The 13,332-nt window shown below is 70.6% G+C and carries 15 protein-coding genes; 8 read left to right on the plus strand and 7 right to left on the minus strand.

What is annotated here, in order from left to right:
• Window positions 1-7: 7 nt before the first annotated feature.
• From BW982_RS14910 to BW982_RS14920, 3 genes are all read left to right on the plus strand, one after another.
• Entirely contained in the window at window positions 8-511 is a 504-nt protein-coding gene (locus BW982_RS14910; RefSeq protein ID WP_076494580.1) for a bifunctional nuclease family protein, read from the plus strand.
• Window positions 512-588: 77 nt separating this feature from the next.
• On the plus strand, window positions 589-1,650 hold the full coding sequence (gnd, locus tag BW982_RS14915; RefSeq protein ID WP_076494582.1) for a phosphogluconate dehydrogenase (NAD(+)-dependent, decarboxylating): 1,062 nt from the start codon (window positions 589-591) through the stop codon (window positions 1,648-1,650).
• Between the two features lie 43 nt (window positions 1,651-1,693).
• Complete coding sequence (locus tag BW982_RS14920) at window positions 1,694-2,257, plus strand: ribonuclease H family protein (protein ID WP_076494583.1); 564 nt, start codon at window positions 1,694-1,696, stop codon at window positions 2,255-2,257.
• Between the two features lie 39 nt (window positions 2,258-2,296).
• On the opposite strand, the gene BW982_RS14925 is transcribed toward BW982_RS14920, so the two are convergent.
• Complete coding sequence (locus BW982_RS14925; protein WP_076494584.1) at window positions 2,297-3,604, minus strand: HNH endonuclease signature motif containing protein; 1,308 nt, start codon at window positions 3,602-3,604, stop codon at window positions 2,297-2,299.
• Window positions 3,605-3,694: 90 nt separating this feature from the next.
• Between BW982_RS14925 and BW982_RS14930 the strand changes: the two genes are divergently transcribed.
• Window positions 3,695-4,219 (plus strand): hypothetical protein, encoded by a 525-nt coding sequence (locus BW982_RS14930; protein WP_076494585.1) that lies wholly within the window; start codon window positions 3,695-3,697, stop codon window positions 4,217-4,219.
• Between the two features lie 63 nt (window positions 4,220-4,282).
• On the opposite strand, the gene BW982_RS14935 is transcribed toward BW982_RS14930, so the two are convergent.
• The 4 genes from BW982_RS14935 to BW982_RS14950 form a co-directional block, all read right to left on the minus strand.
• Entirely contained in the window at window positions 4,283-5,011 is a 729-nt protein-coding gene (locus BW982_RS14935; protein WP_076494587.1) for a hypothetical protein, read from the minus strand.
• The gene (locus BW982_RS14940; RefSeq protein ID WP_076494589.1) at window positions 5,008-5,904 is read right to left on the minus strand and encodes an ABC transporter ATP-binding protein; all 897 of its coding nucleotides are present in this window, start codon (window positions 5,902-5,904) and stop codon (window positions 5,008-5,010) included. Before BW982_RS14940 ends, BW982_RS14935 begins: the two co-directional genes overlap by 4 nt.
• Entirely contained in the window at window positions 5,901-6,263 is a 363-nt protein-coding gene (locus BW982_RS14945) for a GntR family transcriptional regulator (RefSeq protein ID WP_076494591.1), read from the minus strand. Before BW982_RS14945 ends, BW982_RS14940 begins: the two co-directional genes overlap by 4 nt.
• 72 nt (window positions 6,264-6,335) lie before the next feature.
• Window positions 6,336-7,007, minus strand: a complete 672-nt coding sequence (locus BW982_RS14950) for a nucleoside/nucleotide kinase family protein (protein WP_175611120.1) — start codon at window positions 7,005-7,007, stop codon at window positions 6,336-6,338.
• 149 nt (window positions 7,008-7,156) lie between these two features.
• On the opposite strand from BW982_RS14950, the gene yiaA reads away from it, so the two are divergent.
• Window positions 7,157-7,621, plus strand: a complete 465-nt coding sequence (gene yiaA, locus BW982_RS14955; RefSeq protein WP_076494595.1) for an inner membrane protein YiaA — start codon at window positions 7,157-7,159, stop codon at window positions 7,619-7,621.
• A gap of 61 nt (window positions 7,622-7,682) precedes the next feature.
• Here the strand turns inward: yiaA and BW982_RS14960 are convergent, their stop codons facing one another.
• Complete coding sequence (locus BW982_RS14960) at window positions 7,683-8,717, minus strand: LLM class flavin-dependent oxidoreductase (protein ID WP_076494597.1); 1,035 nt, start codon at window positions 8,715-8,717, stop codon at window positions 7,683-7,685.
• A gap of 87 nt (window positions 8,718-8,804) precedes the next feature.
• Between BW982_RS14960 and BW982_RS14965 the strand changes: the two genes are divergently transcribed.
• The 3 genes from BW982_RS14965 (at window position 8,805) to BW982_RS14975 (ending at window position 12,593) form a co-directional block, all read left to right on the plus strand.
• On the plus strand, window positions 8,805-9,569 hold the full coding sequence (locus BW982_RS14965; protein ID WP_076494600.1) for a hypothetical protein: 765 nt from the start codon (window positions 8,805-8,807) through the stop codon (window positions 9,567-9,569).
• 44 nt (window positions 9,570-9,613) lie between these two features.
• Window positions 9,614-12,145 (plus strand): DEAD/DEAH box helicase, encoded by a 2,532-nt coding sequence (locus BW982_RS14970; RefSeq protein WP_076494602.1) that lies wholly within the window; start codon window positions 9,614-9,616, stop codon window positions 12,143-12,145.
• Between the two features lie 115 nt (window positions 12,146-12,260).
• The gene (locus BW982_RS14975) at window positions 12,261-12,593 is read left to right on the plus strand and encodes a hypothetical protein (RefSeq protein WP_139327487.1); all 333 of its coding nucleotides are present in this window, start codon (window positions 12,261-12,263) and stop codon (window positions 12,591-12,593) included.
• 63 nt (window positions 12,594-12,656) lie between these two features.
• On the opposite strand, the gene BW982_RS14980 is transcribed toward BW982_RS14975, so the two are convergent.
• Complete coding sequence (locus BW982_RS14980) at window positions 12,657-13,217, minus strand: Dps family protein (RefSeq protein ID WP_076494606.1); 561 nt, start codon at window positions 13,215-13,217, stop codon at window positions 12,657-12,659.
• Window positions 13,218-13,332: the final 115 nt, after the last annotated feature.

Raw genomic sequence — 13,332 nt, forward strand, 5'->3', positions numbered from 1 at the left:
TGGCGTCATGGTCCCGGTTCGCGTGCTCGGCGTGGCCCTGGATTCCGCCCAGCAGCACGTCATACTCCTCGCGCCGCTCCCCGGTGCCGGAACCGAGGAGGGGATCGTCCTGCCGGTGTGGATCGGGCCGCAGGAGGCGATGTCGATCCTCGTCGCGACGGAGGGGGCCGTGACGCCCCGCCCGCTCTCGCACGATCTGATGGTCGTGATGCTGCGGGGGCTGTCGGCATCCGTCGATCGGATCGCGGTGACGCGCCTGTTCGAGGGCACGTTCTACGCCGAGATCCACCTCCGGACGCCGCGGGGCCCGCTCGTCATCGACGCGAGACCGTCGGATGCCATCGCCCTCGCCGCCCGCACCGACGCGCCCATCGCGGTCGCCGAGGCGGTTCTCGCCGAGGCGGGCGTGCCCGAGGGGGCGGTCGAGTTCGACGCGCGCGGCGACGACGACCGCGTCGAGGAGTTCCGGAAGTTCCTCGACGACGTCGACCCCGACGACTTCCAGGGCTGAGCCGGCCACGTCGGTCGCGCACGCTCCTAGACTCGAAGTGCCGCCCGTCGCGGCGGATTCAGACGAATGGGGTACGGATGCAACTCGCCATGGTCGGACTCGGACGGATGGGCGCCAACATCGTCCGCAGACTCATGAAGGACGGCCACGACTGCGTGGTCTACGACGTGAACCAGGATGCCGTGGCGGCGCTGGCCGCGGAGGGCGCGACCGGGGCGACGAGCATCGCCGACCTCGCCTCGAAGCTGCAGAAGCCCCGCGCCGTGTGGCTGATGATCCCCGCCGGCCTCACCGGCTCCGTCGTGGACCAGGTCGCCGAGGTGCTCGAAGCGGGCGACATCATCATCGACGGCGGCAACTCGAACTACCGCGACGACGTCCGCCGGGCCGCGAAGCTCCAGGACACCGGCATCCACTACGTCGACATCGGCACGTCGGGTGGCGTCTTCGGCCTCGAGCGCGGCTACTGCCTCATGGTCGGCGGACACGACGAGGCCGTCGCCCACCTCGAGCCCGTTCTGCGCACGATCGCCCCCGGACCCGGTGACATCGAGCGCACGCCCGGCCGCACGGGGGACTACACCCCCGAGGAGCGCGGCTATCTGCACTGCGGCCCGTCGGGTGCCGGGCACTTCGTGAAGATGGTCCACAACGGCATCGAGTACGGCATCATGGCCGCGCTCGCCGAGGGACTCAACGTCCTCAACAACGCCGACGCGGGGCTCAAACAGGGCGAGCACTCCGCCGAGGTCGCCCCGCTGGAAGAGCCGGAGTTCTACCAGTTCGACATCGACACGGCCAAGGTGTCCGAGCTGTGGCGCCGCGGATCGGTGATCTCGTCGTGGCTGCTCGACCTCACGGCCGCGGCGCTCGCGCAGAACCCGACGCTGGACGGTCTCGCCGGCCGCGTCTCCGACTCGGGTGAGGGACGCTGGACCGTCAAGGCCGCCGTCGACACCGGCGTGCCGGTGCCCGTGCTCGCCTCCTCGCTGTTCGAGCGCTTCGCCTCGCGCGGTGAGGACCACTTCGCGAACCAGGTGCTCTCCGCGATGCGCCTGCAGTTCGGCGGGCACCAGGAACTCCCCGCGGGCGACGTGCTCGAAGCGGGCGGGAAGAAGGCCGACAGCAGCGCGAGCTGACGCGTGCGCCGGTCGGGGGTCCGCGGTCGGGGAGACTAGAGGGATGAGTTCTCCCGCGCCCGCGTCCTCCGATCGGTATGTCGTCGCCACCGACGGCGCGTGCAAGGGCAATCCCGGTCCCGCCGGGTGGGCCTGGGTCGGTGAGGACGGGCACTGGGCGGCCGGGTCCATCCCCGAGGGCACCAACAACATCGGCGAACTGCTGGGGCTGCTGCACGCGATCACGGATCACGCTGACGTCCGCGAACTCGTCGTGCAGGCCGACTCGAAGTACGCGATCGACACGTACTCGTCGTGGATGGACGGGCACCGCCGCCGCGGCTGGGTGACCTCGGCCAAGAAGCCGGTCGCCAACCGCGGCATCCTCGAGGCGCTCATCGCCGCCCGTGACGCGCGGCGCGCCGCCGGGCTTCCCGACGTCGTGCTCGAGCACGTCCGCGGACACAGTGGCCACGTGCTGAACTCGTGGGCCGACGAGCGCGCCGTGCGGGCGTCGCAGCACGCGGCGAAGGGCGAGGAGCTCATCTGGACGTCGCTGCGCGGCCTGGACCGCCTCGAGGTGGCGTCGGCCCCGCCGCGCTCGGCCGCGGACCGCAACGGGCGCTGACCCCGACGGGCGCTGACCCGTTCCGAGGGAGGGCGCCGATCAGAACGGCGGGGGATCTGGTTCGGGGACGAAGGCGACGTATCTCTCCGGGCGGTCGCTGACGGTGCGCCCGAGCGGACTCGTCCATTCGATGCTCCCGTCGGGACCCTGTCGGGCGGTCCACGCGGTCTCGGTCTTCAGCGTGTGATGGCGGGTGCACAGGCAGGCGAGGTTGGTGCGGGCGGTCGGCCCGCCCCGGGCATGGTCCTCGCTGTGGTCGATCTCGCACGCGCGCGCCGGCCGCCGGCATCCGGGAAACCGGCAGTGCACGTCGCGCGCCCGAACGAAGCGCTGGATCGCGGGGGAGGGGCGGTAGCGGTCGACCGCGAGCACGGCGCCCGTGACGGGGTGGGTGATGACCCGGTCCCACGCGGGCGGAGCCCCCGCGAGAAGGCGGCGTGCGGTGTCGGCGTCGATCGGGCTCTGCCCGTCGATCGAGGCCCCGCGGTCGCTCGCCCCGGCGGCGGTGAGGGCCGGGACGACGACCGAGACGTGCGCCCGGATCGCGCCGAGGCCGCCCGCGAGAGTCTCGGCGGTGGGGTCGATCGCGGGCTGCCCGGTGAGGACGAGGTCGCACAGCAGGTCGGCGCGGATCTGGTCGGTCGTGCGACGGTCGTCCACGTCATCTGGCCCGTCGCCCGCGCTCTCCAGCTGAGGAACGGAGCGGATCGCCCGCGCCTGCCGCGTGAGGCGGTCGTACATCGCGCGGACCTTCGCCGCCCCGTCGAGCACGCCGAGCCGGGCCATGCCGTCGACGTCGTCGTCGATCCAGACGCGGCGCTGCTGCTCGGCGTGCGCGAACCGCTCGCTGATCGACACCGGATGGAGCTCCTCGGCCACGGCGCGGGCGAAGGCCCGGGTGCCCGCCACCGTGTCGGTCGCTGCCCGCTCGATCACGCGGGACTCGAACGCCTCCCGCGCGACCGGGTCGTCGAGCTCGACGCCCACGTCGCGGATGACGGCGGCATGCCGCGCGCTGATCCGTGCCTCGGTCAGCGCCTGCAGCGTCGCGGGGAAGTCGTCGACCAGCTGCAGGGCCTCGCCGAGACGGCGTTGGACGGTGCGGTCGTTCCAGCGGAGGGCCACGCCGATCTCGGCCGCGATCGACCGCAGTGCCATCTCGCGTTCCTGCACCGCGCGCGGGCGGTGCTTCGATCGCTCGAGCGCGACCCGCATCGCCGCGGCGAACTGCACGGTGCGGGCGGCCTCGAGCTCGGCCAGCGCCCGTTCGCTCTCGACGAGCGCGGCGACGGCGTCGGTGAGGACGGCATCCTCCCGATCGTCGAAGACGGGCGGTCGATCTGGCATGCACACATGCTGCCACGAACCTCCGACATCGCGCGGCGACTATCCACAGGCGATCGCCTACCGTGGAGGCATCCCCCACGGAAGGCCCCCATGAGTGAGACCCGACCGGAATTCGCCCTCGTCGCGGCGGTCGCCCGCGCGCACGAGCGGGGGTTCGACGGCATCCGGATCGTCGCGAACTTCTACGCCACCGGGCACTGGCGGTGTCGCGTCACCGTGCCGGAACCCGGTCAGGACGACGAACAGAACGTCCTCGTCGCCTACTCCAGCGCCGGCGGGTGGGACCTGTTCGGCGACGGCCGCACCGACGAGACCGTGGATGCCATCGCCGATCGCCTCATCGATCTCGCGCGACCGTTCCCCTCGGCATCCGTCCCCGACCCCGCGTACGCGGACTGGCTGCGGGAGCTGCGCCGTCGCACGGGCGGGGGAGCGTTCGTCATGTTCGAAGACGCGTACACGCGGGAGCACATGTGGCGGCAGCGCGGTCTCGTGAAGCTGATCTACGCGGATGCGGATGCGGCGCGTCACGACAGGGAACGCCCGGGGGTGGGCGCCGTCGACGAGAACGGCTGGACGCTCGACGGCACCATGCCCGTGCCGCCGCCGCGCTGAGCGCCGTTACGCGCGTTCCCCCGGCCGCGGCCGAGACCGCGCGGGCGGGGGAACGCGACACGTTCAGCGCACCGACGCGCGGCGGAGGAACAGGTACTGCGCGAGGACGGCGAGCACGATCACGACGCCCGCCGCCAGGGCGATCCACCACGGCTGGAAGAGGGCGGCGAGGGGGATCAGGAAGATCGCGACGATGCCGAGGGAGATCACGCTGACCGCGGCGAGGGTCATCGGCCCGAGTGCCCCGAACCGCACCCACGACGCGGCGAAGGCGCCACCGACGGACAGGACGAACAGTGTCCCGAGGAAAGCGGTCACGGCGAGCTGGAGCGGGTTCCCGGCTCCCAGGATCCAGACGTCGGTCATGTAGATGTCGAAGAACCAGTGCCCCGTCGCCAGCTCGATCGCGAGCAGCACCAGCAGCATCGCGGTGACGTACAGCGACAGCACGACGTGGGTCAGCACCGTTCCCGCGACGAACGCGCGACGCGTGCTCCCCAGCGACAGCGCGAGGGGGAACGTGAGTGACACGGTCTGCACGCCCAACCAGCCGAAGAAACCGGGGAGGGCCCAGAAGATCGCGGCGTTGCTCCGGCTGTTCTGCACCCACTCGTCGCTGCCGGGCACGGATCCGACGCGCCAGAAGATGATCGCGATGATCACCGTCAGCGCGAACACGACGAGCATGATGCCGGGCGGCGTGCGCAGCAGCAGTGCGCGCTGCGAGAAGTGCAGACGGAGGACGTCGGTCGGTGCGGCGCCCCGTCGGGGAGCAGTGGTGAGGGCGGTCATGCGAGTGTTCCTTCCCGGGAGTCGCGCTCGACGCCGTAGGCGGCCACGAGGTCTTGCAGAGTGGCGGGGCTGAGCTGTGCGCCGGCGCGCGCCGCGCGGGTGCGCAGCTCTTCGTCGGCGCGCGTCTCGAGCACCAGCGACGACAGGCCGCCGACCACGCGCCGCTGCAGCACGGAGTGACCCGCGGCGATCTCGTCGACCGCCGCCGTCGTGCCGCTGAGGGTGACGGCGCTGCCGCGGAGATCATCGGCCGTAGCGGTGCGCACCAGGCGTCCCTCGTCGACGATGACGACGTGTTCGAGGAGCGGCTCCATCTCGTCGATGAGGTGGGTCGACACGAGGATGGTCCGCGGGTGCTCGAGGTAGTCCTGCATGAGGGTGTCGTAGAAGAAGCGGCGGGCCGTGGCATCCAATCCGAGATACGGCTCGTCGAAGATCGTCAGCGGTGCGCGGGACGAGAGCCCCAGCACGATGCCGAGCGAGGAGGCCTGTCCGCGCGACAGCTTCTTGATGGCGGTCTTGCGCGGCAGGCGGAAGCCGTGGACGAGGTGCTCGGCGACGCCGGCGTCCCACCCAGCGTGGAAGTGCGGGGCCACTTCGAGCACCTGCCGCAGAGTGAAGTCGTCGGGGTAGCGCTGGTTGTCGCGGACGAAGCTGATCGAGGACATCGTGGCGGCGTCCTCGAACGGATCGGTGCCGAAGACCTGCACCGAGCCGGTCGAGGGTCGGTCGTGGCCCGCGATGATCGACATGAGGGTCGTCTTCCCGGCGCCGTTGCGGCCGAGGAGTCCCGTGATGGCGTTCGCGGGGATGTCGAGAGTGACGTCGTCCAGGGCCTGTGCGCGCCGGAAGCGGCGCGACACCCCCGAGAGGCGGACGGCGGGCTGCGTCATGAGGACGCCCCTTCCTGGTCGATGATGCGGTGGATGTCGGTGAGGTCGAGGCCGAGGGAACGTGCTTCGGCGAGGAGAGGCGCGACGAAGTCGGCCCGGAAAGCCGTGGTCCGCTCGTCGCGGAGGCGCTGGTGGGCGCCCTCGCTGACGAACATGCCGAGTCCGCGACGCTTGTGCAGGATGCCGCGGTCGACGAGGAGGCCGAGACCTTTGCCGACGGTGGCGGGGTTGATGCGGTGGAACGCCGCCAACTCGTTCGTGGACGGTACTTGCGTGCCCTCCGGGTAGCTGCCGGCCAGTACGCCGTCGGCGATGGACTCGGCGATCTGGATGAAGATCGGCTTGCCGTCGTCGAGCATCGGGCTCCTTTGGTTCGTTACTTGAGTAATGAACCTAGGGGGTGGCGTTGCTCCTGTCAAGCCGACAGCGACTCAGTCGACGACGGCCCCCGTCTCGCCCGACACCACCAGCGCCGCCCGCTCGCGGGTCGCCTCGATCAGCGCGGCGTTGGCCCCGTCGACGCCGCGCGCCCAGTCCATCGCCACAGCGAGGCTGCGCCCGTGCCGCGTATGGCGGTGCACGAGCCGGGTCTCGCGGACCGCGCTCGGTGCCGCGCAGAACCACACCTCATCGAGCGCGCCGCGCACGCGCGCCCACGGGCCGTCGTCGACCAGCAGATAGTTGCCCTCCACGACGACGATGCGCGTCGCGGGCTCCACGGCGATCTCGCCGGCCACGCCCTCGTCGACCTCGCGCCGGAAGCCCGGGGCGAACACCGTGTGCTCCGTCTCGGTGCGGATCCGGTCCAGGAGTGCGAGGAACCCCCAGCCGTCGAACGTGTCGATCGCTCCCTTGCGATCGCGTCGGCCGAGGCGGTCGAGCGTGGCGTTGGCCAGGTGGAAGCCGTCCATGGGCACGGCCGACGCCGTCCCGGGATGCCGGGCATTCAGCTCCGCGACGATCGCCGTCGCCAATGTGGTCTTTCCGCTTCCCGGGCTCCCGGCGATCCCGAGCAGGAATCGGGGCGAATCGGATGCCGCCCCCTCGACGCGGTCAGCGAGCGCGACGATGGCCGCGGAGGGAGGTGAATCGGAGGCGGTCACCAGCCGAACCTAGCGGGCCGCGGGCGAAAACCGGATGCCCCGTGACGACGTCGAGCGGATATATGAAGTGAATCGCATGCGACTGCCGCTACCTTCCTCCACACGCATATGCCTCGTCCGCGGGGCTCGAGAGGAAGGTTGGACCAAAGATGGATCAGCAGACGCACCTCGAGATCGGTCGGCCGACGGCCGCGTTCGTCGGGGCTTCGTGGGTCGCTCTCGGACTGGGCGCATCCGTGTACTTCATCGGTCTGTGGAACGCGCAGATGCAGCTCGCCGAGAAGGGTTACTTCCTCGCGATCTTCCTCCTCGGACTGTTCGCCGCCATCTCCGTGCAGAAGGCCGTTCGCGATCGCGCCGAAGACGTTCCCGTGACCGGAGCGTACCTGGGCGTCGCATGGGGCATGCTGCTCGCGTCGCTCGCGCTGATGGCGGTCGGCCTGTGGAACGCCGATCTCCTGCTGTCGGAGAAGGGCTTCTACGGCATCGGCTTCGCCATGAGCCTGTTCGCCGTCGTGGCCGTGCAGAAGAACGTCCGCGACGTCGCGGCGTATCGGACGCTGCATCCCGACCCTCCGCTGCCGATCGAACGCAGCGGTTTCGTCGGCGGCTGAGCGGCCCGACGGACCACGGAGCCCCGGATGCCTGGCATCCGGGGCTCCGTGGTCGAAATGGTCAGACGGTCGCGAGGGTCGACTGCCAGCCGAGGGCCGGCGCGACGTGCTGCGCGAAGTTCTCGACCAGGCGCAGGTTGAACTCGACACCCATCTGCGAAGGGATCGTGAGCATCAGCGTGTCGGCGCTCATCACCGCGGCGTCGTTCTGCAGCTGTTCGATGAGCACGTCCGGCTCTGCCGCGTACGTCTTGCCGAAGGTCGAGCGCATGCCGTCGATCACACCGATCTGATCGGAGCCGGCCGAGCCGCCGAAGTACAGGCGGTCCTCGTCGCTGACGATGGGGAAGATGCTGCGGCTCACCGACGTCCGCGGCTCGCCCGCGTGGCCGGCGTCCTTCCACGCGGCCCGGAACGCGTCGAGCTGTCGAGCCTGCAGGATGTCGAACGGCGTCCCGTCCGCCTCGGTGAGCAGCGTCGACGACATCAGGTTCACGCCCGTACGTCCGGCCCACTCGGCGGTCGCGGTCGTGCCGGCACCCCACCAGATGCGCGTGCGCAGCCCCGGGGAGTGCGGCTCGATGCGCTGAAGACCGGTGCCGCCGCCGAAGGGACTCATCGGGTCGCGCTCGGCGAGTCCTTCCCCGTCGATCGCGCGCAGGAACAGGTCGAAGTGGTCACGCGCGATGTCGGCGCCGCGCGGATCCTCGGACCCGATGTAGCCGAACGCCTCGTACCCGCGCAGGACGGTCTCGGGTGACCCGCGGCTCACGCCGAGGGCGAGTCGGTTCCCACTGATGAGATCGACGGATGCCGCCTCCTCGGCGAGCATGAGCGGGTTCTCGTAGCGCATGTCGATCACACCGGTGCCCACCTCGATGCGCGATGTACGTGCGGCGATGGCGGCGAGCAGCGGCATCGGGGCCGCCTGCTGCCGGGCGAAGTGGTGGACGCGGAACGAGACGCCGTTCACGCCGAGATCGTCCATGCCCTGGGCGAGGTCGATCGCCTGCAGCATCGAATCGCCGGCGGAGAGGTGGTGGCCGCCGCCGAGGGGGCCGTAATGCCCGAAGGAGAGGGTGCCGAAGGAACGCATGACGTGTGCAACGCGGCATCCCCGTGTCTATTCCCGCGAATGGAGAATCCGGCCCCGGCCCGTCCGGGCTGTGGCACGATGCAGGGCATGGATGCCGAGCTGCGGGGGGAGCTGGCGGAACTGCGCGCGCGGGCGTACGGGCCGGACGCCGATCTCTCCGCCGATCCTGCCGCCCTGGGGCGTCTGCAGGAGCTCGAGGACCTCGAGCGCCGCGATCGAGGGGAGTCCTCGACGCCGGTGGTGCCGATGAACCCGCCGACGGCCCCATCCGACGATCCGCTCGTCGCCGAGGAGGGGGAACCCGACCTCGACGAGCCGACGGAGCGTGCGACCCGTCGCCCGGTCGTGCGGCGCGCGCGCACGCTGTGGCTGTGGGCGGGCTCGCTCGCCGCCGTGGCCGCCATCGCCAGCGCCGCGTCGATCGCGGCGACGACCTTCGTGCCCGTCGCGCGGACCGCGGGCGTTGCGCAGGTGGCCACGCTCCAGGCCGACCCGGCCGCCGACACCGCGCCGGTCCGGAGCATGGGTTTCGCATCCGACGACGTGTCGGCCTACGCCGACTTCTACGGCCTCACCACGTACGTGGGTCCGTCGCAGATCGATGCGGCGGGTACCCGTGCGGAGTGCGTCCTCCTCGTGGAGACCGCGACGATAGCGACGATGGACGACGGCAACGTGTTCCAGGGAGGGTTCCGGTACGGCGGGTGCGGCGCGGGAGCCTTCCCGGCCACCGTCGAGTTCGTGGTGACGCCCGACCTGCCGGACGTCTTCCGAGCGAGGTTCCCCGTCGGCAGCTCGGTCCAGTTCGTGCGGGACGGCGACCGGGTGGGGGTGTTCTCCGACGCGGAATGAGCTCCGCTGACCGGCCGGTCGGCGGGGGATGAGAGGGTGGAGCGGTGACTTCGCTCCTCGACCACGTGCCCGCAGGCAGCGACCCGGATGCCGCCTACCTCGGGTTCGTGGAGTGGGCGAACGGCCGCGGGCTCACTCTCTACCCCGCCCAGGACGAGGCGATCATCGAGATCGTCTCCGGCGCGAACGTGATCCTGTCGACCCCGACGGGGACGGGGAAGTCCCTCGTCGCCGTCGCCGCGCACGCGGCATCCCTCGCCCGGGGCGGCCGCAGCTACTACACCGCCCCGATCAAAGCGCTCGTGAGCGAGAAGTTCTTCGCCCTCGTCGACATCTTCGGCGCCGAGAACGTCGGCATGGTCACGGGTGATTCCTCGGTCAACTCCGACGCCCCGATCATCTGCTGCACGGCCGAGATCCTCGCGAACCTCGCCCTGCGGCAGGGCCCGGATGCCGAGGTGGACCAGGTCGTCATGGACGAGTTCCACTACTACGGCGAGCCCGACCGCGGCTGGGCGTGGCAGGTACCCCTGCTGCTGCTGAACCGGGCGCAGTTCATCCTCATGTCGGCGACCCTCGGCGACGTCGAGGACATCGCCGACGACCTCTCGCGCCGCACCGGTCGCCCGACCGCGCGCGTCACCGGCGTCGAACGCCCCGTCCCCCTGCACTTCGAGTACGCGCGCACGCCGGTGCACGAGACGGTGCAGGAGCTGCTCGACACGAAGCAGTCGCCGATCTACGTCGTGCACTTCTCGCAGGCCGCGGCCATGGAGCGCGCGCAGGCGCTGTCGTCCATTCGCATCATCGGTCGCGAGCAGCGGGACGAGATCGCCGAGGCGATCGGCGGCTTCCGCTTCACGACCGGCTTCGGTAAGACGCTCTCGCGGTACGTCCGCGCGGGCATCGGCGTCCACCACGCCGGCATGCTGCCGCGCTATCGGCGCCTGGTCGAGACGCTCGCGCAGCGCGGGCTGCTGCGCGTCATCTGCGGAACCGACACGCTCGGTGTGGGGATCAACGTGCCGATCCGCACGGTCCTCATGACCGCGCTGACCAAGTACGACGGCACGCGCATGCGCCAGCTGTCGGCGCGCGAGTTCCACCAGATCGCGGGGCGCGCGGGCCGGGCCGGCTACGACACCGCGGGCACGGTGGTCGTCATGGCCCCCGACCATGAGATCGAGAACGCCGCGCAGATCCTCAAGGCCGGCGACGACCTGAAGAAGCAGAAGAAGATCGTGCGCAAGAAGGCGCCGCAGGGCTTCGTCAACTGGACCGAGCAGAGCTACGACCGTCTCGTCGCGGCGGAGCCCGAGCCGCTCGTGCCGCAGATGAAGCTCACCGCCGCGATGCTGATCAACGTCATCGCGCGGGGCGGCGACGTCTTCGGCAACGTCCGATCGCTGGTGTTCGACAACCACGAGCCGCGCGCCCGCCAGTACGAGCTCGCGCGGCGGGCGATCGCGATCTTCCGCACCCTCGTGCAGGCCGGTGTGGTCGAGGCCGGAGCCGATGGCATCCGTCTGACCGTCGACCTGCAGCCGAACTTCGCCCTCAACCAGCCGCTGTCGCCGTTCGCGCTGGCCGCCATCGAGATGCTCGATCCCGAGGTCGAGCTGGGCAGGGGACCGGATGCCGCGCCCCCGGCCTCGTCGGTGGGCACCGGGCATTACGCGCTCGACGTCGTCAGCGTCATCGAGGCCACCCTCGACGACCCCCGCCCGATCCTGTCGCAGCAGCAGTTCCGCGCCCGCGGCGAGGCCGTCGCGGCGATGAAGCGGGAGGGCATCGAGTACGACGAGCGCATGGAGATGCTCGAGGAGATCACCTGGCCGAAGCCGCTGGACGAGTTGCTCGCGCAGGCCTACGAGGTGTTCGCGTCGAGCCAGCCGTGGATCCGCGACTTCGAGCTGTCGCCCAAGTCCGTCGTCCGCGACATGTTCGAGCGGGCCTGCTCGTTCGGGGAGTACGTGTCGCTGTATCAGCTCGCGCGCAGCGAGGGGCTGGTGCTGCGGTACCTCAGCGACGCGTATCGTGCCATCCGCCAGACCGTGCCGTCCGACGCGCAGACGCCCGACCTGCTCGACCTCATCGCCTGGCTGGGCGAGCTCGTGCGGCAGGTGGACTCGAGCCTCGTCGACGAGTGGGAGCAGCTGATCAACCCGGCCGACGATCCATCCGCCCCAGTCGTGCCGCCGGCCCCGCCGTCGATCCTCACGAACCGCCGCGCGTTCATCGTGCTCGTGCGCAACGAGATGTTCCGCCGGGTGCAGCTGGCCGCGCTGCAGCGCGACGACGAGCTCGTCGAGCTGGATCCGGATGCCGACTGGCCCGACGTCCTCGACCGCTACTTCGAGGAGCACGACGCGATCGGCACGGGTGGCGCCGCGCGGTCGTCGGCGTACGTCGACATCGACGAGTCGGCCGCCGCCGAGGGCGTGTGGCGTGTCGAGCAGACCATAGACGACCCCGCCGGCGATCACGACTGGCGAATCCGCGCCGAGGTGGATCTCGCCGCCTCCGAGGAGGAGGGGACCGCTGTCGTCCGCGTCACCGAGGTGCTGCGGCTCTGACGGCTCCTCCACAACGCGGGATTCGGGTGAAGTTCGGCGCGAATGGCATGTGCGCATGACTCGCCGTCGTACGAGTGACGTACATTCGACGCATCCACCTCAGGAAGGACCGCCCGTGAACCTCGACACCGTGCAAGCGCTCGTCGCCCTCGCCGCGTTCTTCCTCACGTTCGCGGCCGCCAATCTGGGCGGGGTGAAGTGGATGCTGGTCCGGCTGGAACAGCGGACGGACGAGCGTTTCGACCGCGTGGATCGGCGCTTGGACCGGCTGGAGGCGAGCACCGACGAGCGATTCACGGAGGTCGACCGGCGATTCACGGAGGTCGACCGGCGATTCGCGGAGGTCGACCGGCGATTCGCGGAGCTCGGTGCGACCCTCACGGACATGAAGATCGCCCTGGCCCGGATCGAAGGTCCGCACCCGCCCTTCCTCATCGCCCGCGGCTGATCCCCGCGGAAACGACGGATGCCGAGGCCCCGCGGCCCCGGCATCCGGTGTTCGCGATCGCGACTACGACTTGCGCGCGACGCGGTTCTCCGCGCTGACCATCCACGAGAGCTGCTCGAGGCGCTCGAGGATCCCGTGCAGGATGTCGGCGCTGGTGGGGTCTTCGTCATCGACATCGTCGTGGACGTCGCGGACCGTACCCACGGTCGCGTCCAGGCGCTCGGTGATGAGGTCGACGACCTCGGCCGTGTCGACCTCGCCCTGGGGGAACTCGGGCAGGGTCGTCGTCTCGGCGATGGTGTCGCTGCGGCCGTCGGGCAGCGCGTGCAGCGACCGCATGCGTTCGGCGACGGTGTCGCTGAACTCGCGAGCGGCGTCGATGATCTCGTCGAGCTGCAGGTGGGTGTCGCGGAAGTTCTTGCCGACGACGTTCCAGTGCGCCTGCTTGCCCTGGATCGACAGCTCGATGAGGTCGACGAGGACGGCCTGCAGGCTGTCGGTGAGCTTCTCCGAGGCCTGGAAGCCCTTCTCGGCGTTCTGCTCGTCGGTGGTCTCAGGGCCGCTGCCGCCGCGGGCCGGGCGACGGCGGTTCTTGGTCGGGGCGTCCTTCGTGGTGGGGGACATGCGCGTTCCTTTCACTCGCGGTCGTCCTCGACGTTAGGTCGCGCCGGCGGCAGTCGACCGGGGGTTGCGAGGAGGGCCGCGCGGCGGTACCGCCGACCCGTACCCGCTCCGACCG

Origin of the sequence: Microbacterium sp. RURRCA19A, from assembly GCF_900156455.1 — a bacterium.
Taxonomy (GTDB): Bacteria; Actinomycetota; Actinomycetes; order Actinomycetales; family Microbacteriaceae; genus Microbacterium.